15 protein-coding genes are annotated in these 26946 nt (G+C 72.3%); 10 read left to right on the top strand and 5 right to left on the bottom strand.

Features of this window, described 5'->3' with window-relative positions; genetic code table 11:
- Positions 1-26 precede the first annotated feature (26 nt).
- From pssA to WMF29_RS08715, 5 genes are all read right to left on the bottom strand, one after another.
- A complete protein-coding gene (gene pssA / locus WMF29_RS08735) occupies positions 27-845 on the bottom strand; it encodes a CDP-diacylglycerol--serine O-phosphatidyltransferase (protein ID WP_437328406.1) in 819 nt (272 codons plus the stop codon).
- Positions 846-1005: 160 nt separating this feature from the next.
- Positions 1006-4548, bottom strand: coding sequence for a hypothetical protein (locus tag WMF29_RS08730; protein ID WP_437328405.1), 3543 nt, complete (start codon positions 4546-4548; stop codon positions 1006-1008).
- Complete coding sequence (locus WMF29_RS08725) at positions 4545-5717, bottom strand: hypothetical protein (RefSeq protein WP_272101308.1); 1173 nt, start codon at positions 5715-5717, stop codon at positions 4545-4547. The genes WMF29_RS08730 and WMF29_RS08725 overlap by 4 nt, the downstream gene beginning before the upstream one ends.
- Before the next feature lie 222 nt (positions 5718-5939).
- Entirely contained in the window at positions 5940-6707 is a 768-nt protein-coding gene (locus WMF29_RS08720) for a hypothetical protein (RefSeq protein ID WP_437328404.1), read from the bottom strand.
- A gap of 231 nt (positions 6708-6938) precedes the next feature.
- Complete coding sequence (locus WMF29_RS08715) at positions 6939-10925, bottom strand: protein kinase domain-containing protein (protein ID WP_437328403.1); 3987 nt, start codon at positions 10923-10925, stop codon at positions 6939-6941.
- 620 nt (positions 10926-11545) lie between these two features.
- Here WMF29_RS08715 and WMF29_RS08710 point away from each other — a divergent pair.
- From WMF29_RS08710 to WMF29_RS08665, 10 genes are all read left to right on the top strand, one after another.
- Positions 11546-15823, top strand: a complete 4278-nt coding sequence (locus WMF29_RS08710) for a HEAT repeat domain-containing protein (protein ID WP_437328402.1) — start codon at positions 11546-11548, stop codon at positions 15821-15823.
- Positions 15820-16410, top strand: a complete 591-nt coding sequence (locus WMF29_RS08705) for a hypothetical protein (RefSeq protein ID WP_437328401.1) — start codon at positions 15820-15822, stop codon at positions 16408-16410. The genes WMF29_RS08710 and WMF29_RS08705 overlap by 4 nt, the downstream gene beginning before the upstream one ends.
- Positions 16398-17468: a tRNA (adenosine(37)-N6)-threonylcarbamoyltransferase complex transferase subunit TsaD gene (gene tsaD, locus WMF29_RS08700; RefSeq protein ID WP_437328400.1), complete on the top strand. Its 1071-nt coding sequence runs from the start codon at positions 16398-16400 to the stop codon at positions 17466-17468. Before WMF29_RS08705 ends, tsaD begins: the two co-directional genes overlap by 13 nt.
- 257 nt (positions 17469-17725) lie before the next feature.
- A complete protein-coding gene (locus WMF29_RS08695; protein ID WP_437328399.1) occupies positions 17726-18745 on the top strand; it encodes a hypothetical protein in 1020 nt (339 codons plus the stop codon).
- Positions 18735-20498, top strand: coding sequence for a hypothetical protein (locus tag WMF29_RS08690; RefSeq protein WP_437328398.1), 1764 nt, complete (start codon positions 18735-18737; stop codon positions 20496-20498). Before WMF29_RS08695 ends, WMF29_RS08690 begins: the two co-directional genes overlap by 11 nt.
- 44 nt (positions 20499-20542) lie before the next feature.
- Positions 20543-21559 (top strand): PEGA domain-containing protein, encoded by a 1017-nt coding sequence (locus tag WMF29_RS08685; RefSeq protein WP_437328397.1) that lies wholly within the window; start codon positions 20543-20545, stop codon positions 21557-21559.
- 474 nt (positions 21560-22033) lie between these two features.
- Complete coding sequence (locus WMF29_RS08680; RefSeq protein ID WP_437328396.1) at positions 22034-23290, top strand: PGRS family protein; 1257 nt, start codon at positions 22034-22036, stop codon at positions 23288-23290.
- Positions 23291-23581: 291 nt separating this feature from the next.
- Positions 23582-24682: a tetratricopeptide repeat protein gene (locus WMF29_RS08675; protein ID WP_437328395.1), complete on the top strand. Its 1101-nt coding sequence runs from the start codon at positions 23582-23584 to the stop codon at positions 24680-24682.
- Between the two features lie 10 nt (positions 24683-24692).
- On the top strand, positions 24693-26333 hold the full coding sequence (locus tag WMF29_RS08670; RefSeq protein WP_437328394.1) for a hypothetical protein: 1641 nt from the start codon (positions 24693-24695) through the stop codon (positions 26331-26333).
- A 420-nt stretch (positions 26334-26753) separates the two neighbouring features.
- Complete coding sequence (locus WMF29_RS08665; protein WP_437328393.1) at positions 26754-26876, top strand: hypothetical protein; 123 nt, start codon at positions 26754-26756, stop codon at positions 26874-26876.
- The last annotated feature ends 70 nt before the right edge of the window (positions 26877-26946 follow it).

Genomic DNA, 26946 nt, shown 5'->3' with positions numbered 1-26946 from the left:
CGCAGGCGCTTCAGGCCGCAGGCGCCTCAGGCCGCAGGGGGTACCCCGGGCGGAGGCACCGAGTCCCGCCGCAGGCCGCGGAGGCGCGCAGGCAGGTGCCAGAGCGACTCGAAGATCCCGAGCAGCACGTAGAAGCCGAGCAACCACACGAGCACGAACGCCGGCTGCAGCTGCGTCGAGATCACCGCGCTCGACCCGACAGCGAACGCCACGAAGAGCACCGTCCGGACGTTGAGCCGGAGGTCCTTGAAAGAGCGGAACCGGATGGTCGAGACCATCAGCAGCGACAGGATCGTCGTGGTGGCGAGGATCGCCGACGCGTAGCGCTCGCCGCCGATCTCGCCGGCGGCCGCGTGGTTCGCGACCACGATCGAGACCAGGATGCCCGCCGCGCCCGGGATCGGGAGGCCGACGATGTACTTCGAAGGCTTCGTGGGCTTGCCCGCCTCGCCCATGGAGAGGACGTTGAAGCGCGCCAGCCGGACCGCGCCGCACGCGGTGAAGAAGAACGACACGAGCAGCCCCGCGAGATCGAAGCGGTGCAGCGTCCACTGATACACGAGCATCGACGGCGCCACGCCGAACGAGACGATATCGGCCAGCGAGTCGATCTGCAGGCCGAAGGCGCTCTGGGTCTTCGTCATCCGCGCGACACGCCCGTCGAGGGTGTCGAAGAACATCGCGAAGACGATCAGCAGCGCGGCGCGGTAGAAATCATCTTCCGACTGCGCGGTCGCGGAGCGCCGGATCGAGTCGAAGCCACAGAAGATCGATGAGAGCGTGATCAGGTTCGGAAGCAGGAACAGCGTCTTCCTGAGCTCGAACCGCCGTCGCTTCCGGATCATGCCGCCTCCCGTTTAGGCAGGCCAGGCTATCGCCGCAGGGACCGCGAACGCAAGCGCCGAAGCGCACACGCGAGTCGCTAGAAGGTTACCGCGAGCCAGGATCCGGGATCGTTTCATCTCACCGTCGACTTCGTTTCATCGGTCGTTTTTCCGCCGTCGCTCAACGCGCGAGCCGCGCCATGCCCGGCTCACTCCATACCGCCTCCGGGACCTCCGCGCCGGGATCGAAGCGGCACACCATCGGGCGGAGCTCGACGGCCGGGCCGCTCGCTCCGCCCGCAGCGGCAGCCGAGCCCGCCGCCGCCCGGAACAACCACGACTGGGCGAGATCGCCTGGGATGATCGCGGACCGCGGAGCCCGCCCGATCGCTCGCGCGTCCCAGCCCGCGACGCACGGCGCGGCAGGCGTGCCGTGGAGCACCATGGTGGAGGTCAGGAGCACCGTGACCTCGGGCGGGCCCGAGGGACCAGCGGCGTCGACGACGAGCACCGGGTGGCGTGTGCCCGGGAACAAGGCCGTGCTGCCGAGGAAGAACGGCGCCTCCTGGCGCGCGCTCGCCGCGCGTTCGGCGGCGGAGCAGGGGCGCGGCGCGTCTCCGAGGTCGAACGGCGTCGGCAGCGGCTGCGCGGGGCCGAGCGTGCCATCCGCTCGGAACGCCTGGAAGATCGACCACGCGACCGCGTGCCCGGGATCGGCGACCAGCGTCGTCACGCCGATCGACCGTCCAGCGTAGGTCCAGTCGGTGTGCACGATCCGATCGCGGTCCGCCGGCGGAGCGACCGAGACGGCGTCGACCGCCCACTCGGCGCCCGGGCCCGGCGCGGCGGGCGCGCCGGCGGGAGGCGCCGGGCGGTGGGCGAGCAGCATCCCGATCATCGGGCCGTTCGACGCCTGCCGGACCATCCCCACGCCGACGGGCTGGCCGTCCGCCAGGACCGCGTCGGCGCGCACGTCGAGGCTGCCGTGGAGGCCCGACGCGGGCCAGGACGGGAAGTCGAAGCGCTGGAGCTTCCCCGGCGGCTCGTAGAAGAACGTGAGCGCCGAGTGAGCGCTGGCGGAGTGCGGCCTCACGAAGAGCCCGCGCATCGAGACCGACAGGAGCGCGGGATCGAAGAAGTCGTCGGGGGGCGGCGCGCGGCGCGATGCGGCGCCTGCCGGGCCCGCCTGCGGCCGGGCGCCCGCGCGCGGCTTTCGCGCGGCGTCGGGGATGACCTTCACGTCGCCGAGCTCGAACGGGCCGGCGTCGGGGATCGTGCCGCGGCCCGAGGTGCCATCCAGGAAGTTCTCCCAGGCGACCTCGACGTTGCGCATCGGGGCCCCCGGCATCGCCGCGCCGCCTGGGATCCGCAGGCGCGCCACGGCGTAGCCCTCCATCTGGGAGGTGACGTTGGTCGCGACCCGCGCTCGCCCGAGCCCCGCCGGCACCGCGGGCAGCAGCGATCGCGTGACGACCCGCGCCTCCCCGGCGCCGGACTCGGGGAGCATCGCGGAGACGACGTCGACGGCGCCGCTCGGGGCGCGCGTGAGCAACGACCACACGGACCGGCCGCGCAAGAGCTCGTCGCCGTCGGGCAGGCCGAGGCCGCTCGAGTCGACATGGTCGACGCGCGTCCACTTCGAGGACGGCAGCGTCTCGCAGACGATGGGCGTGCGCGCGGAAGGCTGCGCGCGCGGCGCCGGCTCCGGCGCGCGCGGCAGCGCGCCGTCGGCCTGGCCGCCCCAGCCGACGCGGGTCGCCGCGTCGCCGAAGAGGCAGCCGCTGGCGCCGCACGCGATCGCGAGCTGGGCCTGGGAGAGCTCACGCGACAGGGCCGGCATCTCCGGGAGCTCCGCCCAGCTCACGCCGCCGTCGAGCGACTCCCAGAGCGCCGCGACGTCGTCGCCGCCCTCTCTCGCGCGCGACGCGAGCGCGAGCACGCGCCGCCCGAAGCCGGCGAGCGCCGCGCTCTCCGCCGGCGGGGTCGTCGCCGTGAGCACCCGGCCGTCCTCGTCGGCGGTCAGGTACGTGAGCGAGCCGCGCTCCGAGAGCAGCAGGCCGACGGCGCCGTCTTCCGCCGCGCGCAGCGCGCTCTCCTCGACGATCTCGAACCCCTCCGGCGATCGACCGTCACCCGGCCCGCCCTCGGCGTCCTCGTCCTCGCCCTCGTCGCTGTCGCCCCGCGGCGCCGGCGGCGCGGCGGTGGCGTCGAGCGGCCGCGGCGCGAAGGTCTCGCCGCCGTCGTGCGAGACGAACAGCGCGAGGCGCTCGTCCTTGCCGCGGTAGCCGAGGAAATACGCGGAGCGCCCATCCGCCGAGAACGCGGGCAGCGCGGCGGGGGCGCTGAGCGTGGGGGCCGCCGCGAGGACGACCGCGGCGCGATCCTCCTCGTGGGCGCCGTCGTGGGTCAGGAGGAGCGGCGCGGTCGGCTTGCAGCTGTCCGCGCCGTCGCTCGTCTTGCAGACGCCGGTCAGGAGCGCCGCGCCCTCGGGCGCCACGGCGACGCCGACCTGGTCGATGTCGGGCGTCTCCAGCGTGGCGACCGGCGACCACGCGCCGCCGCCATCGTCGCTGCGGAGCACCCGCGCCGCGACGCGATCGCCGTCCGGCTCGGCGCACACGGCGACGACGCGCCGGCCGTTCGCGCCGAGCTTGATGCTGCCGCAGTCGCCCGTGCCCGGTAGGGCCGCTTCCTTGAGCGGCCCCTCGATGGGGCCGCTCGCGAAGAGCCACGGCGCGCCGGCGTCTTCCGGGCGGACCGCCTCGACGTAGCGATCGCCGCTCACCGCCGCCCGCCCGAGCGACACAGCGGACGCGGACGGGGCGCGCGGGATCGTCACGTCGAGCTCGACGTCCGTCCGCGGGAGCGTCGCCGCGCTGCGGGAGAACGCGGGCGTGCGCCGTGGGTCCCAGGTCGCCGACGCGAGGAGCCCCTCGGCGAGGAGCTCGCCCCCGAGGGAGCCGACCCGCGAGAGGCCCATCGTCGGGAGCGGCGCGCGCGCCCAGGTGCCCCCGCCGTCCTCGCTGGCGAACAGCGCCTCCGGCAGCGCGAGCACGAGCGCGCGGCCGCCGTCGGCCATGGCGACGCCGAAGGCGCGCGGCTGAGCCCCGCCCTGCCCCGCGGCGCCGTCGAGCAGGACCGGCTTCCAGCCGAGCTCCTCGCGCCACCGGAGCAGCCCGCCGCCCCGGGTCACCCCGATCAGCGATCCGCCGGCGCCCGCGACCTGCAGGAGCGGCTCGGGCGGAGAGAGCGCCCGCGTGAGCTGGCCGAGCGGCGAGGAGGCCTCGTAGATCGCGCCGCTCGCGCCGACGAACATCCAGGAGGCCGGCGAGCGCCGCACGATCGCGGTGAGCTCCTCGGGCGCGGGCGAGGCGCTCGTCCTGCCCTGGCCGGCGCAGCGCTCGGCCTGCGCAGCGGGCCCGGCGGCGCTCGGCGGCGGCGCGGACGTCCGAGGATCGGGCGTCACCGTCCATCGCTGCCCTCCCTGGGCGACCACGACGCAGCCGGCACCGGCGAACGGCGCCCACGCGACCGCGGCGTCGGGCGCCGCCGGGTGGTAGCTCCAGCGCGCGGGCGAGGTGTAGGCCGCGCCCGCGGCGTCCGTCGACGGGAGGGCGGCCGCGGCAGGGCGGTGCGGCTGCGCCGGGACGCCCGAGCAGCCCGCGAGCGCGCACGCCGACGCGAGCGCGATCGGCGCGCGGGTCCGCGACGGCGACGCGGTCATTCGACCCAGCGGGCGACGAACAGGTTGGTCTCGCCAGGCTTCGCGCCGTACCGGTTCGAGGCGAAGACGACGTGCTCGCCGGTCGGCGAGAACATCGGGAAGCTGTCGAAGCCCTCGTAGAAGGTCACGCGCTCGACGGGCGGCACGCCGTCGGCCGTCGGGGGCGCGTCGGAGTCGACGAGGTAGAGGTCGAAGTTGGGCATGCCCCGGGCGCCCACCGGGGTGCTGAAATCCGAGGCGAAGAGGATCCGCCGCGAGTCCGGGAGGAAGTAGGGCGCGAAGTTGGCGCGGCCGTTCCTCGTCACCGGGCGCGGGTTCTGCCCGTCGGCGCTCGCGACGAAGATCTCGAGCGCGCTGGGGCGCACGAGCCCCTTGGCGAGCAACGCGCGGTAGTCGTCGAGCGCCGCTCCGGTGGGGCGGCTCGCCCGCCAGACCAGCTTGGTCGCGTCGGGGGAGAAGAAGGCGCCGCCGTCGTAGCCGGGCGTGCTCGTGATGCGCTTGACGTCCGAGCCGTCGAGCTTCGCTGTGTAGAGGTCGATGTCCCCGTCGCGCGTGCTCGTGAACACGAGGCGCGAGCCGTCGAACGCGACGGTCGCCTCGGCGTCGTAGCCCTTGCCCTGGATGAGGGGGCGGAGATCCGAGCCGTCGGCGTTCGCTGTGTAGATGTCGAACTCGTCGAGCGGCCACACGTACCCCTGCGAGTGGTCGGGCTTCGGCGGGCACGCCTCGCCGGCGGCGTGCGTGGACGCGAAGAGGACGCGCGCCTGGGCAGGGGCGGCGGGCGCAGGGAAGAGGAAGTAGCCGCAGGTGGTCTTGCCCTGGCCGTTCGAGACCCGGCGCACCTCGCCGCTCTCCAGATCCATGATGTACTGCTGGTCGCAGCTGTTCCCGTCGCGGGTCGACTGGAACACGACCTTCCTGCCGTCGGGCGACCAGTAGGCCTCGGCGTTCTCGCCGCCGAAGGTGAGCTGGCGGAGCTCGGCGAAGTGCTTCTCGCGCGGATCGGCGGCGACGCTCTTGCCGGCACGGACGCGGAAGGGAAGCCACTCTGGCTTCGCCGTGGTCGTCGCCTCCGGGATCTGACCGAGCGGCTCCTTCGGTCGGGGTTCCGAGGAGGCGCAGGCGGCGAGCAGCAGGCAGGCGAGCGGGGCAGGCAGCCTTCGTTTCATGGCGGCGCGACCATAGTACGAAAGCGGCGAGCCGTCGCGGGGAGGCGGCCGCAGCGCGTCAGCCCGTGGCAAGGCGCGGGCGGCGAACCGTGCGGTGGCGCAATCTAGGGGCCGGCTCGGCTGCTGCTGCCGGAAAATCACGCGTTGGCGAACGCACCCGAGAGGAGCCCGTGACAGTCGCGCTGGCCACCGACGAGGCCACGCGGCGGAAACCAGGACCCGCTACTCCCGGAAGACGGTCACCGTCGTCGGGGTCGTATGGCCACCGCCAACGCAGTTCGGGAAGCTGCCGTCCGACGTCGGAGCGCCGCAGATGTCGTCGCAGCCGCCGAGGACGTCGACGATGCAGCCCTGCGTGTCGACGCCCGTCCCGCCGCACACGCGGCTGATGAGCGTCGAGCCGGGCGACTTGCACGCGAACCGGCGCTGCTCCGGCGCGAAGAGGTCGCCGAAATAGGCCGCCTCTCGGTTCGGAAAGGCCTCTCGCTCCGCTTGATCCGAGTCGAGGGCCTTGTGCTTGCCACGCATCGAGATAGGCACGCTCTCGCCGAGGTGGTTGATCCTGGCCAGCATGCAGGCCGAGACCCAGCCTTGACAGTGAGCGTTGCACTTCCCGTGTGCTCGGCCCCACTCGAGCGCGAGACCGATACTCCCTCCGAAGGTATACGTCTCGCCGTCCAGAGAGACCTGCACGGATTGCCCCTCCGGGAGCGCGCAGCCCGCCACGTACGTCAAGAACTCGCGAGCCAGAGGATCCCGCAGCGCGCTCATGACATCGCTGCTGCTCGCGAGCGCGTCGCTCGTCAGCGGGTTGCCCGTGAGCGCTTCCGTGGCGAGGGTGTCTGTCGCGAACGCACTCTCCACGAGCGCTGTCTTCGTGAACGCGTTCCGCGTCACCACCTCTTGCTCCGCCGTGCCCCCGTCTCCCTCCAGGGGGTCCGCCTCGCCGACACAGGCCAGCAGATGGTTGGCGCTCAGGACCAGGAACAAGATTGCGAGTCTGAAACGGTACGGCATAGCCCCCTCCACACAAATGAAACACGCATCAGGAATTTCCTCAACGACTTTTCCGGAGGAACCCTAAAATTCCACACGTGCCGCGACGTCGTGAGAACGGCGAGGAAACGGCCGTTCAGGCGCGCTCGTGGGCAGCGCGCGGCTCCTGGAAGAGCTGCGAGCAGGAAGTCCCACGTACGGCGAAGCGCGAGCTCATGGAGCGTCTCAATCGCCGAGCCATTGCGCCGCGAGCGCGAGCGTCTCGCCGTTGTCGAGCGCAGACAGAAACTGTTCCCGGTAGCGAGGATTCGAGATCTGCCCGGCACGGGACATCACGCTGTGGCGCGCCTGAGCGATCGCGGCGAGCGCCTCGTCCTGCCGGCCGCTCGCGAAGAGCGCCTCGGCCCGCACGAGCCGGATCAGCGATTCGCCCTCCTCGACCGCGCCGAGCGACTCCAGGAGGGAGAGCGCGTCGCCGGAGAGCGCGAGCGCCTCCTCGGGACAGCCCTTCCGGAGCAGGACCCGCGCGGAGAGGGCCCACGCCGCCGCGCGCAGCGGCGGCGCGTTCTGCAGGAGCTCCGCGGCCGCGCGGGCCTCGGCCTCGGCTGCGCCAAGATCGCCGGCGAGCAGCGCCGCCTTCCCGAGGTACGCGCGGGCGATCCCCTCGGCCCTCGGATCGCCCAGCCGCTGGAACGTCGCGATCGCCTCCTCCTCGACCCGCCGGGCCTCGTCGAGGTTGCCGCGGGCGATCATCACGTTGCCCAGGTTGCTGCGGGCGAACGCGGCCAGATCCGTGAGCTCCATCTGCTCCGCCGCGCGGAGCGCTGCGCGCAGCGCGGCCTCGGCCCCCTCGTAGTCGCCGAGCTCCATGGTGATGGCGCCGAGGTTCACCCGCAGCGAGCACGCGTTGCGGCGATCGCCGCTCCGCTCGAACACCGCGAGCGCCGCCTCGATGCCGTCGAGGCAGGCGCCGAGATCGCCGGAGGTCATGGTGCGGATGGCGCGCGCCTCGTAGAGCCTGGCGAGCACCTCGACGTCGAGCGGCCGCTCCTCCTCCCCGCTGCGCTCGAGGGCCTCGATGATCCCGTCCGCCACAGCGTAGCGGCCGCCGAAGGCGAGCCAGTTGGCCCCCTCGACGAGGCAGACGTCCCTCCCGGTCAGCGCGCCCTCGCGGGGCGACGCGCCCCGCGCCGTCGCCACCCAGGACTCCACGCGATCGAAGGCCCCCTGCTTGCCAGCGGCCATGACCACCCAGGTCACGGCGGAGTACCAGGACGGCGAGCCCGGCTCGAACAGCGCGACGGCCTCGAGCGCGCGCTGCTCGGCCACGGCGAAATCGCCACGCCACACGCGGGCCTCCGCGTCGACGAGGAGCAGCCCGCCCGCCTCTGCCCCGGTCGCGCCGCACGCGAGGCCGCGCTCGGCGTGGCGAATCGCGGCGAGGAGATCGTTGCCGCGCAGCGCCTGCTCCGCCGCGCGCCGGTACCATGCCGCCGCGCGCCCCGGCTCGGCGCCGCGCTCGAAGTGCTCCGCGAGCTCCGCCGCGTCGCCCTTCCCCTCCCCTTCGAGCCACTCGGCCACCAGCCGGTGGCCGAGCCGCCGGTCGTACTCCGTCAGCGCCCCGTACGCCGCCTCCCGCACAAGGCCGTGCCGGAAGCTGTACTCGGGATCGTCCGCGCGCGCCTCGATCGGAGGGCCGGGATCGAGCGCCGCGGCCCGGCGCGCCGGCGAGGCGTCGCGCTCGGGCCCCCCGCGCGCGGACGGCGTGGAGGAGAAGCCCTCGCCGTGCGCGCCGCCACGGCCAGGCTGCCGCCTCTGGACGATCACCTCGCGCTCGACGAGCTCGGCGAGCCAGTCTGCCACCTCGGCGTCGGCGCCGCCGAGCAGCGCGGCGACGCCGGCGGGCCGGAAGCTCTGGCCGAAGACGCTCGCCGCCCGGAGGACACGCCGCGCCTCGGGGGCGAGCGCCTCGAGCCGCGCCTGCACCATCGCCAGCACCGTCTCCGGCAGCGCGGCCCCTCGCCCCTCGGCGGCAGCACGGATCTGCTCTTCCAGGAAGAAGGCGTTGCCGTCGGCCCGCTCGACCAGCGTGCCGATCATCTCGTCGGTGACGGCGCCGCCGAGCGCCTGGCGCGCGAGCCGCTCGCTGGCGCGGCGCGAGAGCCCCGCGAGCTCGATCTCCTGCAGGCCGCGGCCGGCCCACAGCTTCGGGAACATCTCGCGCACCTCGGGCCTGCCGAGCGCCAGCACCATGAACGGCGCGTCGCGCAGGTTGCGGAGGGCGCTGTTGATCATGCCCACCGTGGGCAGGTCGCCCCAGTGCATGTCCTCGAGGACGAGCAGCACCGGCTGCGCCGCGCACTCGGCGCGCAGGAACTCCTCCCACGCGAGGTGCAGCTGATCGCCCATCAGCACGGAGCTCCGCCGCGCCGCCCGGAGCGCCTCGCTGGCCTCGTCCGGGAAGGGCGTTCCCACGAGCTCGCCGAGGAAGGGCGCGACGTGGGCGACGCGCTCGCCGTGGCGACCGACGCGCTCGCGGATCTTGCGATGCACCGCCGCGGCCGGCTCCCCGTCGGCGACGCCGAGCGCGCGGCGGAGCACCTGCGCCAGGAGGCCGAAGGCGGAGCCGGCGCTCATGGGGTCGCCGCGCGCGATCCAGACCGCCATCGGCTCGTCCCGCGCCCGGAGGCGCCGGAGCAGCTCGACGCGCAAGCGCGACTTGCCCATGCCGGCGGGGGCCGTCACCAGCACCGCGGACGGGGTCTGCTCCTCGATGCACTGGACGAAGGTCGCCTCCAGGAGCGACAGCTCGCGGTCACGGCCCACGCACGGCGTCGGCTTGCCCAGGAGGCGCGGCACCGCCTCGAGGTCGTCGCACTCGCCGCGCAGGAGGTGGCCCGCGTGATCCGACCCGAGATCGAACCGCGCGCCGAGCAGGCTGGCCGTGACCTCGTCGATGCGGACGACGCCGAGCCGCGCCTCGTCGCCGGCGAGCAGCGCGGCGGCCTGGTCGATGAGCTTGCCGATCGGAGAGCGGGCGGTGATCTCGGCGCGCCCCGAGACGAGCGCGACGGGCGCGCCGCCGAGCAGCACCTGCATCGCGAGCGCGCACCGCGCCCCCCGGGCGGCGAGGTCGGTCGGCGCGACGAGGCCGGACAGCACGACGACGGGAGAGCGCGCCTCGATGATCTCGAGGCGGCCCTGGTGGCGCTCGGCCAGGGCGCTGAGCGCGCGCACCCGGAGCGCGTCCTCGCCCTCGGACCGGGTGACGTCGCTGTCGAGCGCGCCGTCGCGGGCGACGAGGAGGCAGATCATCCGGCGCTCGCCGGTCGTCAGCTCGGGCGTGGGGCCGCCGATGGACAGGGGGACGCCGCGCCGCGAGCCAGGCGCGAGATCGCCGAGCGCCCCGAGCTCGGCGGCCACGGCCGCGCCGTCGCGGGGGCGGTCGCGCGGGGCCTTGGCGAGCATGCGCGTCACGAGGTCGTCGAGCGCGCCCGGGACCTCGCCGCGGAGCTCCCGGAGCCGCGGCGGATCCTCGAGGAGGACCTTCACGAGCACCGAGAGGCCGTCGTTGCCGACGAACGGGGGCCGGCCGGTGAGGCAGCGGTAGAGGATGCAGCCGAGGGCGAAGACGTCGGCGCGGGCGTCGATGGCGACCTCGCCGCGCGCCTGCTCGGGGGCCATGTAGCCGGGGGTGCCGAGCATCACGCCGGGCATGGTGAGCTCCTGGCCGGCGTCCGCGACGCGCACGACGCCGAAGTCGAGCAGGGTGACCTCGTCGACGGAGCCGCCGACGAGCAGGAGGTTGCTCGGCTTGAGGTCGCGGTGGACGACGCCGAGCCGGTGGAGGGCGCCGAGCGTGGAGGCGACGCGCACGCCGAGCGAGAGGCTCTCGGGGACGGTGAGCGGCTCGCGGAGCAAGCGCTCGGCGAGGGTCTCGCCCGAGAGCCACTGCATCGCGAGGTAGAGATCGCCGCCCTCGGTCGTCCCGTGGGCGACGTACCCGACGACCCCGGGGTGACGGAGCGCGGCGAGCGCGTGAGCCTCCCGGCGGAAGCGGTGCGACTCCTGCGGGCCCGTGCGCTGGAGGAGCTTCAGCGCGACCGGCTCGCCCGTGAGCCGATCGCGGGCGCGGAAGATCTGCGCCATGCCGCCGGAGGTCGCGTGACCTTCGATCTCGAAGCGGTCGGCGACGATGTCACCAGCGCGCATCAGCGGTACCCCCGAGACGACCCAGAGAGCCGCAGCGCTCGCCTGTGGGGTGCTTCGGACGAGCCCATCGCAGTGACCGAGGATATCCAGAACGGCGGCGCTCCCCGTCAGCAAATTGTGCTGTAAGCAAGGCAACCTCAGGGACCGCAGCGCGATGAGCGCGCGGCGAGGGCGGATCCAAGGTTGTGCGCCTCACCACAACGAACAACGATGTGCCCGACGTCTGCCCGAGTCGATCAGCCCTGCGAGGGTCCGTCCTTGGCGCCGGAGAGGGCCTCGTCGACCAGCCTTACCGTGATAGAGCTTCTCGGGCTCCCGGCCGGCGGGGTCCTGATAGGACATCACCGCTCGTGAGGTCCGAGCGCTCCCTCATCGAGGAGATAGCGGTGCTTCGCATAGAGGCCCTGGAGCCCGCTGCGGATCCCTCCCTCGTGGTCTCGTAAGAGAGGGTCTTTCCCCGGCCGCCCCCGGCGCGTCAAGCGCTCGGCCGGAATTGGAAAGACGTCTGCTGAGCTCAGCGGCCTCGCAGGTCCCGCATCCGCGCCGCCCCGATCGCGCCCGTTCCGGCGCCGCCGCTGCTCCGCGTGGCCCGCGGCGCACCGTCGATCTACCCTACCCAGGTGCGATCCCACGTTCTGGCCGGCTGCCTCGCGGTCCTGATCCCCGCGGCCGCGACGCTCGCGATCCCGCACGCCGAGGCCGCGGATTTCGATCCGTCCGGCCGCGGCAAGCGGCCCAGGCCGAAGACCCCCAAGCCCGGCGGCGGCAAGCCCGGCGGCGGTGGCAAGCCCGGCCCCGCCGCGCGGCCGCAGCCCGCGAAGCCGCCGCAGGCGAAGCCGGAGCCGGCCGAGACCGGCGACGGGAAGCGGGGCGGCCCGTCGAGCGACGCGCTGATCGCGCGCTACACGGCCATCGTCATGAGCCAGCCGAGCGCGCCCTTCCCGCTCCAGCGCCTCGCCCAGCTCTACCGCGAGCGCGACGGGAACCTGAAGAAGCTCGTCGAGGAGTTCGAGCGCCGCGCCGCGCAGCCCGGGGCCGACGCCTGGGCCTCCAAGGTCGTGCTCGCCGGCGTCTACAAGCAGGACGGGCGCTACGACGACGCCATCAAGACGTACGAGGCCGCCATCGCGGACCGGCCCGGAGACCCGGCGGCCATGATGGCGCTCGCCCAGCTCGAGGCGGATCGCGGCGACAAGGCCCGCGCGCGCGCGCACTACGAGAAGGCGCTGCCGCTGCTCAAGGTCCCCGCGGACGTCGAGCAGACCCGGCGCACGCTGCTCGCGCTCTGCCTCGACCTCTCCGACTTCGACGCGGCCAAGGCGCAGCACGACGCGCTCGTGAAGAACGCGCAGGGCTCGCTCTTCGTGAAGGCCGAGCTCGGGCGCGAGCTCTCCGCGCGCGGGCACCACGCGCGCGCCGAGGCCGAGTTCCGCGAGCTCGTGAAGGCCGCGGCCGGCGACAACCGGGCGCTCGCGCCGGCGCTGCGCGATCTCGGGCAGTCGCTCGCCAGGCAGAAGAAGATGGACGAGGCGCTCGCCGTGCTGAAGCGGGCGCTCGCCATCGCCGGCAGCGCCGCCGGGGTGCGGGCCGAGATCCTGCTCATCATGACCGACGCGTTCCGCGCCGAGGGCAAGCTCGCGGAGCTCATCGCGATCCTCGAGGCCGAGAAGGGGCAGGACTTCCAGCGGCTCGCGACCCTGGGCGCCCTGTACGAGGAGACAGGCGACGTCGACAAGGCGATCGGGATCTACAGGAAGGCCCTCGCGCTCGACGGCAAGCACATCGACACGCGGCTCCGGCTCGTCCACCTGCTCCAGACCGCCGGCGAGCTCGACGCCGCCATCCGCGAGTACGAGCTCCTGATCAAGGCGGCCCCGGGCAACGCGGACTTCGTCTTCGAGCTGTGCGAGACGCTCATCCAGCGGGGCGACCGGCCCAAGGCGCTCGCGCTGCTCACGCAGCTCGAGGGGCGCGTCGCGGACGAGGCCGAGACGCTCGCGGCCGTCGCCGATTTCTACGAGCGGGTGGAGGAGAAGGACCGGGCCCTCAAGGTGCTCCAGCGGCTCGCCGGGGCCGCGGGCGGCGATCCGAGCCACCTCGTCGACCTGGGCGACCGGTACTTCCAGGCCGGCGACAAGAAGAAGGCGCTGGAGACGTGGGCGCGCATCAAGCAGGTCGTGCCGAGCCGGGCGCGCGCCGCGGCCACGCTCGGCGAGGTGTACCTCGACCACGACATGGTGGCGGAGGCGCTCGCCGCGCTCCGGGAGGCCGCGCAGCTCGAGCCCGCGAACAGCCGCTACAAGAAGGCGCTCGCGATCGCGCTGGAGCGCACCGCGAGCGCGCTCGGCAACGCGGGGCCGCGCTACACGGAGGCGCGCGAGCTCTGGGAGCAGCTGCTCGCCGGGGCGGGCAACGACAAGCTGCTCGCGCGCGAGGCGCGCACCCACATCGTCAGCCTCTGGTCGCTCACCCACGAGCTGCCGAGCCGCGTCGCGCCGCTCGGCGCGCGCTTCAACGCGACCCCGCCCGACCTGGAGGCGGGGCGGCTGCTCGCGGAGGTGCAGCGCAAGCTGCACCGGCTGCCCGACGCCGAGGCCACGCTCCGGAGACTCGTCCAGGCCGCGCCGGGGGACGAGGACTCGCTCCTCGCGCTGGAGCGCGTGCTCGTGCTCCAGCAGAACCTCCTCGGCGCGATCGACGTGCTGGGCAAGCTCGTCGAGGTGAACCCGAAGCGGGCCCGCGAGTTCTACCAGCGCATGGCGCAGTACGCCGCGGAGCTGTACCGCGACGACGACGCGATCCGGTACGCCGCGCGGGCCGTCGAGCTGTCGCCCGAGGACGCGAGCGGCCACCAGAAGCTCGGCGACATGTACCGCCGGCGGCAGGACTTCCCGCGCGCGATCGCCGAGTACCGGCAGGCGCTCGCGAAGAACGACCGCCTGTTCCCCGTGTACTTCGACCTCGCCGAGCTGCTGCTCACCGCGGGGCAGGCCGAGGAGGCCGACAGGCTCTTCCGCCGCGTGGTGCGGGCGTCGAACGACGAGGAGCTCGTCGCGCGCGCGGCGCGGATGTCGATGCAGGTGAACCTCGGCCGGGGCTCGCTCGAGGTGCTCGAGCGCGAGCTCCTGCCGGTCGCGGTCGGCAACCCGCAGAAGCCGCTCTACCGGCGGCTGCTCGTGGAGCTCTACGGCGCGATGACCTTCCCGCTGATGCAGAAGGTCCGCGGCGAGGGCCGCGCAGGGGGCGCGGCGGCGCGCGCGGAGCTCGCGAAGATCGGCGCCCGCGCCGTGAAGCCGCTGCTCGACGCGCTCGCGGACGAGAAGGAGTCGCAGCAGAAGGTCGCGATCGAGGTGCTGGCCTACGTCGAGAACAAGGGCGCCGGGCCGGCGCTCTACAACTTCGCGATCGGCCAGGCGGACAAGGGCCTGCGCGCCCGCGCGATGATCGCGTGCGGCGCGCTGCGCGACCCGGCCATGCTGGAGCGCTACGAGCAGATGCTCGCGCCGCGCGACGCGGCCGCGAGCGTGCTGCCGAACGACGCGGTCGCGGTCGCCGCGACCTGGGGCGTGGCGCGGCTCGCGGCGGGCGGCGGGCGGCCGGCGGCGAAGGCGGAGGCGCTGCTCGCGCGGCTCCTCTCGTCGCCGGCGCCGGAGGTGCGGGCGCTCGCGGCGCTCGGCCTCGGGCTGACGCACGACCGGAAGCACGCGGCGGCGCTGTCCGCGGTCGCGAGGGCGCCCGAGGCCGGCTCCGTGCCGCGCGCGGCCGCGGTCCGCGCGCTGGGCGAGCTCGGGGGCGGCGGCGAGGGGCCCGCGCTGTTCATGTCGCTCGCCGACTCGAGCGAGCCGGAGCTCCGCCGCGCGGCGCTGATCACGCTCGCGCGGCTCGGCGGCGGCAGCGCGGGACCCGGCGGCGGCGGCGCCGGCGAGGCCGAGGCGGTCGCCGCGAGCGGGTCCGCGCAGGCGATCGCGGCCGGCGCGTTCTCGTCCGACGAGGGGCTGCGCGCCGCCGCGGTGTCGGCGGCGGTCGCGCTCACGCGGCGCGCGTACCCGCGCACGCGTGAGCCGCTGCCGGTGCCGGACGGCGCGCTGACGGTGAAGGACGCGCTCGCGGGGCTCGACCCCGATCCGCCGGGCCCGGAGGATCGCGCCGCGGCGCTCGTTGCGCTCGGCCCGGCGCTGCAGAAGGCTGCGGTCGCCGCGGTCGCGACGTCGCCCGAGCGGGCCCTGGTCGTCGCGGACGCGATCCTGTCGCGCGGCGCGGCGGTGTCGGGCGGCGATCGCGGCGCCGGCGTGGGCGGCGCGGCGCTCGGGCTCGCGCCCTTCACGGACGGGCGCGCGGCGCTCTCCCCGGAGCCGAGGCGGCAGGTGGAGGCCGCCGTGGAGGGGATCGCCGCGGCGGTGGTGAGCGGGTTCGTGGCGCTCGTGCGGCACCCGGCGATCGAGGTGCGCACGCGCGCGGTCGAGCTGCTCGCGACCCGGCCCGAGCCGGAGGCGCAGGCCGCGGTGGTCGACGCGCTCGGCGATCCCGAGGAGAGCGTGCGGCGCGCGGCGCTCTCGGCGCTCGGCGCGGTCCGGCACGGGCCGACGATCGCGGCCGTCTCGGAGCTCCTGCGGTCCTCGTCGAGCTGGCCGCTGCGCGTGCGCGCGGCGGAGGCGCTGGGTCGGCTCGGCGCGCCGGGCGGGGGCGCGGGCGGCGGCAGGCCGAGCCAGGTCGCGGAGACGCTCGGCGAGGCCGCCCGCGCCGACGCGTATGCCCTCGTGCGCGAGGCGGCGGCCCGCGCCCTGGCCTCCGCGGACCGCGCGGCGGCGGCGCCGGTGCTCCGGCAGCTCGCGGCGAGCGATCCCGAGCCGCGCGTCCGCCAGACCGCGGCCGAGCTGATGCGGAGCGCCGCGCCTTGAGCCGCGCCGCTCCGCCCGGGCCGCGGCGCGTCGCGCTGCGGCTCGCGCCGCTCGCCCTCGCCGGCGCGATGAGCGCCGGCGGGGCGGCCGGCTGCGACGACCTGAGCCGGTTCTCGACGGCCGACGGGGAGGCGTACTGCGGCGCGATCACGCTGGGCGGCGCGTTCCGCGCCGGCCTGAGCCCTCGGGTGCAGATGCGGCTCACGCTCGACGCGGACGCGCTCGACGGGCCGGAGCCGCCGGGCGCGCTGTGGACCTACGAGGCGCCCGACGGGGCCACGGCCGAGCGGCGCCTCCTCGACGGCGCGCCGCTGCGGCCGATCGCCGCGCTCGCCCACGATCCGCTGTCGCGGCTGGAGTTCGGGGAGGGCCGGGAGCGCAACGCGATCTACGCGGTCGACGCGTCGGAGCCGGAGGCGGAGCCGCTGCTCGCGGTGCTATCGCTGCGCACGGACGAGTCGGTCGAGGTGCGCCTGCTCCGGCCGGGCCGAGCGCCGCTCGCGTCGAGCGAGGCGGAGGCGGCGGGGCAGCGGCAAGTGTTTGGCAATTTCAGGCTGACGCGGCGGACAGGGACATGCGGGTTCTAGGGATCGAGACATCGTGTGATGAGACGGCGGCGGCGGTGGTCACCGAGGGAGGCGACGTCCTCTCCGACGTCGTGCGCAGCCAGGTGGCGCTGCACGCGCCTTACGGGGGCGTCGTGCCCGAGGTCGCGGCGCGCGATCACGCGCGCGCGGTGGTCCCGGTGGTGCGCGAGGCGCTCTCGCGCGCGGGCGTCTCGGCGGCGGATCTCGACGGCGTGGCGGTGACGTCGCGGCCGGGGCTCGCCGGGGCGCTGCTCGTCGGCCTGCAGGCCGCGAAGGGGCTCGCGTGGGCCGCGGGCAAGCCGCTCGTGGGCGTCGATCACCTCGTGGGGCACCTGCTCGCGGTGTTCCTGCGGCGGGGCGGCGCGCCTCTCGTCGACGAGCATGAGCGGCCGTCGTTCCCGTACGTGGCGCTGCTCGCCTCGGGCGGGCACACGGCGATCTACCGGGTGGACGGCCCTGCGATCGGCGCGATCCGGGAGCTCGGCGCGACGCGCGACGACGCGGCGGGCGAGGCGTTCGACAAGGTGGCGAAGCTGCTCGGCCTCGGGTATCCGGGCGGGCCGGTGGTCGATCGGCTCGCGGCCGGGGGCGACGCGGCGGCCGCGGCGGACGCGGTGCCGGCGCTGATGGCGCGCAAGGAGTCGCTGGAGTTCAGCTTCTCGGGCATCAAGAGCGCGGTCGCGCGGCACGTGGCGAAGCGGGGGCGGCCGGAGGGGCAGGCGCTCCGCGACCTGTGCGCGGCGTTCCAGGGGGCGGTGGTCGACGCGCTCGTGCAGAAGACCGTGCGGGCCGCCCGGGCCGAGGGGATCGGGCGGGTGGTCCTCGGCGGTGGGGTCGCGGCGAACCAGGGGCTCCGCGCGAAGATGGCCGCGGCGTGCGAGCGGCGGGGCCTCGCGCTGTTCGTGCCGCCGTTCGCGAGCTGCACGGACAACGGGGCGATGATCGCGTATGCGGGCGCGCTGCGGCTCGCGGCCGGGGAGCGGGACACGCTGGATCTCGCGCCCGAGACGAGGACGGCGCTGCCGCGGGTGACCCGCAAGGGCGGTGGCGCGAGGTGATCGGGACAGCCCGGTAGCGGGAGCGGCGCGAGGGCGCGGGTCCTGTGTGCGTGGGGACATGACGTCCGATGGCGGACGATGGCGGACGATGAAGTAATGGCTCGTGCTGGGGATTACCTCGGACTTGTACGCTGCGGCGAGCCGTGGTCTGATGCGTTCTCAGGATCCAGGCCGGCCCGCGCTCGCCGTTCTTCCGGCCGCGCGGGACAGGACAAGGGTGGGATAGCCCGCCCGGCGGGGCGCGAGGATTGTAAGCCATGCAGGTTGTTCTACCGATAGTGCTCGGGTTGATTGCGGTGGCGTGCGGCGCAGGCGCCGTGTTCCTGCTGATGCAGGCCACGCAGCTGAAGCGGCAGCTCCAGGACGCGAACCAGCACATCGAGGCGCTCCGGCAGGCCAAGGGCCAGCTCGATCAGATGAGGGCGCAGTACGGGCAGCTCCAGCAGGCGCTCGAGCTCGCGAGGAACGACGATCGCCAGAAGGTCGACTGGCTCGATGCCCAGCAGAAGGAGATCGACTGGTACAAGAGCGAGCTCGAGAGCCGGCCGAAGATCACGCAGAAGCGGTACAAGATCCTGACGCTCGGCATCAAGTGGACCGGCAAGACGTCGCTCACGCTCAAGTGGGCGAATCCCCTCGTGGATTTGGGCACGCTGCAGGGCACGAAGATCGAGCGTTACGAGCGGACCGTCAGTCACGTCCTCACGAAAGAGGTGCTGACGGAGCACGTGTTCGAGATCGGCGACTGGGGCGGCGAGCACATCGTGGACGCGCAGCAGGAGCTCATCATGGAGGAGATCCATGGGCTCCTGATGGTCGTGGATCTGGCGGGCAAGGACGGTCAGAAGATCGAGCCGGCGAGGATCCAGGAGCAGCTCCGGGAGTTTCAGCCGCAGTCGCTGCAGTTCTTCTTCAGCCCGAAGACGCTGGCCTCGTGCAAGGCGGTCGTGCTCTTCATCAACAAGTCCGATGTCCTCTCCGGGACGCCGGCCGAGGTGGAGCGGGAGGCGCGCGGCTATTACAAGTCGCTCATCGACAGCCTGGAGCGGTACAAGAACAACATCGATATTCGCGTGCTCGTCGGGTCGGCGAGCTACGGGCACAGCACACATCACCTGTTCTCGCACTTCGTGGAGAAGATCCTCCCGAAGAACGCGTATGATCCGCAGCTCCTGCAGCGGATGAAGCAGGACATCAGCGGGCATTCGGCGTTGTCGCGGACCGCGGCGCTCCCTGCCCCGCCGGTGCCGCAGCAGGTCAGGCCCAATGTACGGTAGCGAGGGCGCTTCGGGGTATGTGATCCCGCGGTACCGCGCGCCGGCGGACGCGGCGTGGTATCACGTGCTGCACGGGAACATCCCGGGGCACCAGATCGACTTCATGTACTGCCCGGAGGTGCCGCAAGGGCCCCTCACGACGACGCAGTTCAGCCACCTTGCGCGGCTGATGAAGTACATCGAGCCTGCGACGGGGGCGACGCACGCGTTCGCGATCGGCAATCTGTCGAGGGATGACACGCAGCACGAGCCTGGCCACGGGGCGATGGGGCTCATCTTCGGGTTCCGGATCGGCGGGGCGGTCGACCACGCCGGGCGGGGGAATCCGCCGTTCGCGCACGGGATCGTCGCGGTGGATCGGGACCTCGGGTACACGACGCTGCTCGAGGCAGCGGCGACGTTTTACCGGCACGTGATGAACGCGACGGAGGTCAACTCGTCGGCGGGCATGTTCTACCGCGAGTACGTGAGTGCGGTGCGGGAGGCGCCGGAGCGGGTGGCGCACGTGCTGGAGCGGTATGTCGAGGAGTTCGGCGATCTGCCGTATCTCCGGCGGAGCGGCGCGACGTGGGACTGGGTGGCCGACGAGGGGGCGCAGCCGAAGCGGGTGGTGATCGTCCACAAGCCGGATGAGCCCTTCGGGTCGATCGCGCTCGCGGCGGCGAAGATCGCGACGGTGCTTTACCGGTCGAACATCAAGTGGACGTCGATCACGAGCGGGCGGGAGGCGGATATCCCGGGCGGGGTCTCGGTGCGGTTCGTGCGGGAGCGTGACGTCACGATGGAGGATCGGCACGGGGTGCTGATCCGGATCGAGGAGGTCGCGGAGGACGAGGCGGAGATCGCTCGGGGGATGTTCGGGGCGCGGCCGCAGGGCGAGGTGGAGGAGAAGCCGCAGTTCGGCGGCGGATGGCGCGAGCGGTTGGCGGCGCAGCAGGGCGGGACGGCGCCGCTTGGCGTGGCGGGCGCGATGCCGGGGGTGGCGCTGCAGGAGCGGCGGGCGCCGGGGTCGATGCCGCCGTCGCAGAAAGGCGTCGGGGCGGGGCCGGCGTCGCAGCAGGTCGGGCCGAAGGGGACGCTGGTCATCGATTCGGAGAAGCTGCTGGGGAGCGCGGCGCTGACGGCGGGGGTCGAGGCCGGAGGCACGGGGCCTGTGCGGATGGGACAGGCGGCGGCTGGGAATGCCGTCCCGGCGCGGGCGGCAGGCGGCGTTGCGGGGCGGGCGGCGAGCGGCGGGGCGTGGAGCGCGCCGGCGGCGGCGCCGCTGCCGAGCGTCGGCGGGGAGGAGCGCGACGAGATCCCGGTCATCGTGGAGAAGCCGGCGTCGTCGCGGACGTGGATCTGGGCCGTCGCGGGGCTCGGCTTCGTGGCCGTGGCGGGCATGGTCGCGGTGCTGGTATCGCAAGGGGCGCCCGGAGGAGGGACTGCAGCGCCGGAAGCGACGGGGCCGGGCGTGGCGCTGCCTGCGGGGAGCGCGGCGGCGCCGGGGCCGAGCGCCGAGGCCGGCGCGGCGGCGACGACAGGCTCGCTCTCCGCGACGGCGCGGCCGGAGGCGACCGCGAAGCCGCAGGCGGGGCAGGAGCAGCCGCAGCAGGATGAGCCCCAGCCGAAGACGCAGTCGTCGGGGCGGACAAGGAACACCAAGGTAGGTGGGGCCGCGACGGGGCGCATTGACCCGAAGCCGAGAGCGGGTAAGGTGCCGCCGTCGCGCACCTCCGAGCCGCCTCTCCCCGAAGGGAAGCCAGAGTTCTGATGACTCCGACGATGAAGAAGCGTCCGCTGCTATGGAGTTGGAGCATGGCCGTGGCGTTGACGGCGCAGGTGGCCGGCGCGCAACAGCCGGCCACCCCGGCCGTCGCTGAGGAGACAGACGCGCTGACGGACAAGGCGCGGCAGCTCTATGAAGAGGGGAGACAGGCTGCAGCGGCAGGGAAATGGGCCGATGCGCGTGCGTCGTTCCTCGCGGCGTGGGCCATCAAGCCGCATTATCAGATCGCCTCGAACCTGGGGGTGGCCTGCGTGAAGCTGGGCAGGAACCGCGAAGCCGCGGAGTACCTGACGCGGTACCTCCGCGAGGCGCCTGCCACAAAGGTGAAGGAGCGACAGAGCGCGGAGGCGTCGCTGAAGGAGGCGCTCGCGAAGATCGCGTCCGTCACGGTGCGGGTGGCGCCGGCAGGGGCGGAGGTGACCGTCGACGGGGCGCCCGTGGGCAAGGCGCCGCTGGCGGATCCGGTGTTTCTCGATCCAGGGAAGCATGAGATCGGCGCGAAGCTCGATGGGCATGCGCCGGAGGCGCGGTCAATCGTGGCGGCGGCGGGGGAGAAGCTGACAGCGGTTCTCGAGCTGAAGCGCATGTCGGCTGCCAACATGGTGGTGCAGTCTGGGCCGAAGGAACTTCCGCCAGCGCCCGGTACAGGGCACCCGGGGAGCGGCACGCGGAAGGCGCTGCTGGTAGGAGGGGGCATTGCGGCCGGTGTCGGCGTGGCGGCGGGGGTGCTCCTCACGGTGATGGCCAACGCGCAGGCGAGCGAGGCCGAGGAGAAGGAGAAGACGCTGTTCGATCAAGGATACAGCGAGTCTTCCTGTCGTGGCATGACCATGCCCGGCTGCAAGGATCTCAGGGATACGGTATATGCCAAGGTCGATCTCAGCAACGCCGCGTTCTGGAGCTTCGTGGCTGGCGGGGCGATCGGGGCTGGCACGCTTGTGTATGGGCTCGTGACGAGCAAGCCTGTGGAGGCGGCGCCGAGCGTGCGGATAGCGCCGCTCCTTGGGCCGCGCGTTGCCGGACTCTCGCTCAGCGGACAGCTCTGAGCTCGCATTTTGGAGAGGAGGAGTTTGCAAATGCGCCGTCGCGCTCATGTCGCTTCTGTGCTCGTTCTAGCGACGATGGCCCTGGCCGCCGGCGAGGCCGGGTGCGGCGCAGTCGACTGGCCGTTCTCTCGTCCTCAGGAGGCCGACGAAGCGGGCTCCCAAGGAGACGACGACACCGGCTGCGCGGACATCCTTGCCTGCCACAAGAGCGAGGGAGAAGGCGGAGCCGGAGGACAGCCGCCACCGCCGCCGCAATGCGTGCCGGGCGACGGCCAGGCCTGGGAGGCGAGCGAGACGTGTGGCGTGTTCGTGTCGGTCCAGGGGAAAGACAGCAACCCTGGAACACCGAGCGAGCCGGTCAAGACGTTCGAGAAAGCGATCGATCTCGCCCTCGCGGAGCCTCGGACGAGGCGCGTCTACGCATGCGCCGGCGACGACCAGACGTTCATCGAACAGGTGGTTGTGCCGGACAGCGTGACGATCTACGGCGGTCTCAATTGCGCCGACGGCTGGAAGTGGGGCGAGACGAAGACGAAGTTGACAGCGGGTGAAGGGGAGATCCCGCTGACGATGCGCGGGACATCGGGGACAGTGCACCTCGAGGATCTGCACGTCGTCGCGGCGTCCACCGATGCGCAAGTTCCGAAGGGCGAGCGAAAGGGCGACGGCCTGTCGTCGATCGCAGCGATCGTCGATGGGATGACCGTGCAGCTCGCACGATGCGTGCTCGAGGCCGGAGATGCGGCGGGCGGGGCGAACGGGGTGGCGTTCGATGGCAGTCCGGGCAATGAGCGGAACGCCGCGACGGGGAATGATGGCTTGCCGGGCGTCGACGCGTGCTCCGCCGACTCTGCCGTGTTCGGCGGAGCGAAAGTAACTAACGATTGCGGCACGCCTGACGACCCAGGCGACGATTCAACGAGCGGCAGGGGCGGCATCGGTGACACAGAGAGCGGGGGCGTCGGGGACCAGGGATCTCCCAAATCTCCGGTCAATAACGTGTTCAACGGCGGCATAGGCGAGGACACGGACGGCGTGAACTGCGCGGAAGGCGGCCCGGGCGGCACCGCAACCACCGGCGACCCCGGCGAGAACCCAACGTCCAGCGGGGCCATCTCGTCGGACGGCTACACAGGCACCCCCGGCCCCGACGGTAATCCGGGTGCCACCGGACGGGGCGGCGGCGGCGGCGGCGGCGCACGCGGCGTACAGGCAAGCGTCGCCTCCCGAAAGTGTCCAGGCGTCAGCAATCAAGACCGCGCCGGCGCGAGCGGCGGCTCCGGCGGGGCCGGCGGCTGCGGCGGCAAGGGCGGACGGGGTGGCAGGCCGGGCGGCTCCAGCATCGCCCTCATCAGCATCAACGCGCCCGTGTCCTTCGAAGACGTGACCCTGCGCGCCGGCAACGGCGGCAACGGCGGCAACGGCGGCTTCGGTCAGGACGGCGGCACCGGAGGCACGGGAGGGCCGGGTGGGATGGTTCCGACGGGCAGCACCGGACTCGATGCCGCCTGCCCCGGGGGCCGGGGCGGCACCGGCGGCACCGGTGGTCGAGGAGCCGGCGGGCAGGGCGGACACTCGCTCGGCATCGCTTTCCGCGGCACCGATCTACCGGCCAGCGGCGAGATCGAGGGCGCCACCGTCACCCCCGGCCGCCCCGGTCGCGGCGGCGCAGGCGGCGACGGCGCGACCGCCGACGGGAAAGCGGACGAAACGCTTCGATTTCAGCAATAGACCACCGTGGCCCGCTGCCATGGACTCCTGCCTGGCTCAGCGTGAGCCTGGTCCTCGGGATCAGGCATCCAGCGATTTCAACGATTGTTGCTGTTTTAATAACTGAGCAAACCTCGCATCTTCATTGGCGCCTGGTCAAGACACGAAGAAAAGATCCCGCCGACCGCGACCTTAACTGCATCGATAGCGGCGGTGGTTCAAAACGCCATGACGGGCATCGATTGATGGCCCAGCTCGTTCGAACCACTTATCTCGCAAGGTGTACGACGTCTGCTCCCACAAGGATCATTCTTGGGGCAACGAATTGAGATGAAATACTGTTCCGTAGCGGCCTGCCTGCTCCTCCTCCTTGGCACGTCTTGGCCGTCCGTTGTGACGGCGCAAGAACAGCCGACATCGGCGCCGGAGAAAGCCGCCGCCATCGCGCTCGCCGATCAAGGCTGGGCGCACTACAAGGCAGGACGATACGCCGAGGCAATCAACGCCTTTCGTGAAGCAGAGCAAAGAATACATGCGCCCACGTTCTTGCTGATGGTGGCGCGTTGCTACGTCCAGATGGGCCGTCTCCTAGAAGCACGCGCCGTGTACCAGCACATCGTGGACGAGAAGCTCGCGCCCGGCGCGCCGCCTGAATTCGTCGCGGCGCAAGCTGACGCGAGAAAAGAGCTGGCCGCTATGCAAATGCGCATCCCAACAGTTGAGATCGTGGAAGCGGGCACGCTGCCTGAGACGCTGAAGTTGACCCTCGATGGCCTGCCCATCGATCTTTCGGTCCCTGTGCAGCGGGATCCCGGCAATCATACCTTGGTCGTTCTCGTGCCCGGGCACCGTCCCCTGACGAAGGTCATCGGGATGGGTGAGGGAGCGAAGGAACGCGTCGAGCTCGATCAGGCCGCGATCGATGCACTGCCGACCGTTGAGCGGCCGGCAGCCGAACGCACGCCATCCCCAGGCGTGAGTGTTCGCGCTGCCCAATCGCTCTCTTCGGCACCGACAACGCCGCGCGATGACGTCCGGACGGCGGTGCTCGTGGGCGGCGGGATCGCGGCCGGCGCCAGCGTGGCGGCGGGCGTGGTGCTCACGGTTCTGGCCAACGGGCAGGCGGGGGATGCAGAGAAGCTCAGGCAGGAGTTGGTCACGGAAGGCGACGGGTTCGCATTGTGCCCTGACATCAACTCGTCAAAATGCGCGAAGCTGAAGGACACCGTATTCACCAAGGTGGATCTCACAAACTCAGCGTTCTGGAGCTTTGTGGCGGGCGGAACTATCGGGGTTGGGACGCTTGTTTATGGGCTCGTGACGATGAAGCCGACCGAATCGCGTCCGGCCGTGCAGGTGGTGCCGCTCGTGGGAATGGGGGCTTCCGGGCTCCTGGTCAGCGGAACGTTCTGAACTGGGGTACGTGGAACAGAGGAGATTCAGAATGCGTCATCGTGCCCGTCTCGCTGCTGTGCTCTTTCTGGGGATAGCAGCCATCGGCGCCGAGGCGGTCGGATGCGTGGTCCGCTATGATCCAGCCGAGGGCTGCGAAGGCCCAGCTTGCACCGCGGGCGGTGGTGCAGGTGGCCAGCCCGACCCGGCGAAGAACTGCGACCTCACCGACAAGAGCTTACCTCCGGACGGGTCCTGTGGGGTCTTCGTGCGGTCGAGCGCGGCCGCCAGTGGGGACGGTAGCAAGGAACAGCCGTTCAAGAGCTTCACCCAGGCCGCCGCGAAGAACCCGAAGCGGGTCTATGCGTGCGGCGAGATGGGAGAGACGTATTCCGAGGCCACCGGCGTGACCTTCAACGGTGGAGTGAAGATCTACGGTGGCTTCACGGCCTGCGACGGAGCCTGGACCTGGTCACCCGAGGCGCGGGCGACGCTCCAGGGAGGGGCTGACGTCATTGCCCTCACGCTGAACGGCGGCAACAATCGGCTGGAAAACGTCGACGTCGTCGCCGCGGACGCCGACTCTCCGGGGAAGTCGTCGACCGCGCTGCTGACGAACGGCGGGACGATCGACATCGTCAACGTCAGGCTCGAGGCCGGCAATGCCAAGGGTGGAGCGCAGGCGCGCGCCATCCCGCGCGATTCGACGCTTGACGGCATCAATGGCGATCCGGGCCTGGCGGTATGCAGCCCAGGAGCTACGCACGGTGGACCAGCGGGTCCAATCACACGGTGTGCGGGTGGGGAATCCGAAGGAGGGAAAGGGGGCGATGGCGGTACCGTGACGGGTACCACCACGAGTCCCGAGCGCTCCGACGCCGGCGACGGCACGTCCGGTAAGCCGGCCACATCCGAGCCGGCCGAAGGAGCAGGCGGAACCAAAGAAACGGCTGACCAGTCGTGCACTGATGGTGAGAATGGCGCCGCCGGTGATCCCGGTAAGCCAGCCGGTCCTTCCGAAGGCACGGGCACCGTCGATGTGAATGGCTACACCGGGGTTCTCGCACAGCAAGGTGGCACGGGCAAACCTGGTCAAGGCGGGGGCGGCGGAGGCGGCGCCAGGGGGACCGCTGCGGCGTGTTCGGGTAGCGTCAAGGTCTTGCTGCCCGGCGCCAGCGGCGGCGCAGGGGGCAGCGGGGGCTGTGGGGGTCAAGGGGGCGACGGGGGGCATCCCGGAGGCTCCAGCATCGCATTTGTCGTTGTCGATGCGACGGTCTCTCTCGACAGAGTGAGCCTTGTTGCTGGTGATGCTGGGAATGGCGGGCCCGGAGGAGAAGGTCAGCTAGGTGGAAACGGGAGTTTAGGTGGCGCCTTTGGGGCCCGGGCGGGTGATGCCAAGGAGAGCTGCAAGGGCGGGCGCGGCGGGCCGGGCGGCAATGGCGGCCCGGGTGGCGGTGGCCACGGCGGTCACTCGCTTGGCATCGCCTTCCGCGGGAAAGAGTTGCGGGTAATCAGCCCGGGCTCATTCACCCCCGGCGATGCAGGTGCGGGCGGTCCAGGGGCGGGCGCTGCTCCGAACAACGGTGCATCAGGTGCGAACGGCCTCGTCCAAGAGTGCTGGGATTTTGCTAAAAATACGCCTTGCTCGACCACCTCTCGATCAGACGATTAGAATCCACGGGCCACGTTGACCTTTGAACCAGGCAGGGCGTGTGGTGGTGCTTCGATCGCTCGCCTGCAATGATGAAACGCAGTCGGCAGGAGAGTCACCGAGACGATGGAATTTGGCGGCCGCGGCGTAGTCCCGCAAACATCGCCATCGTGGTACTCCGAGCGCGCTGATGTCCATGGCCAGATATCCACTGCGCTGTCTGCCTTTATATGACGCATTAGCATCAAGCCTGGAGCGTACAGGCACACGACTTCACCATTCACAATAGTGCTTCCTAAGCTGGAGAATGCGATGAGATGTCGCTCGACAGGAGTGTGCCTACTTCTCAGCGCACTTTGCGCCTCGCCAGCGACGGCGCAAGACGGCGGCGGCCGCGGCGGTCACTCCATCGGCAAAGCCTTTCGCGGCACACCGCAGCCCATGGACGCGAGCGACTTCCGCATCGATCTCGGCGAGCCCGGCCTCGCCGGCGTGGGAAATGGGAGCAATGGCAACGGCACCCCCGGAGCCAAGGAGCCTACGATCGATTTCACGTCCCCGTGACGCCATGTCCCCATCGATGGCCCCTCGTGCGTCTCGCGCTCCCCCAATGACCCCGCGATCCCGCCAGCGT

The organism is Sorangium sp. So ce381 (genome assembly GCF_051473845.1).
Lineage (GTDB): Bacteria > Myxococcota_A > Polyangia > Polyangiales > Polyangiaceae > Sorangium > Sorangium atrum.
This window is presented reverse-complemented; position numbering and strand designations above follow the sequence as displayed.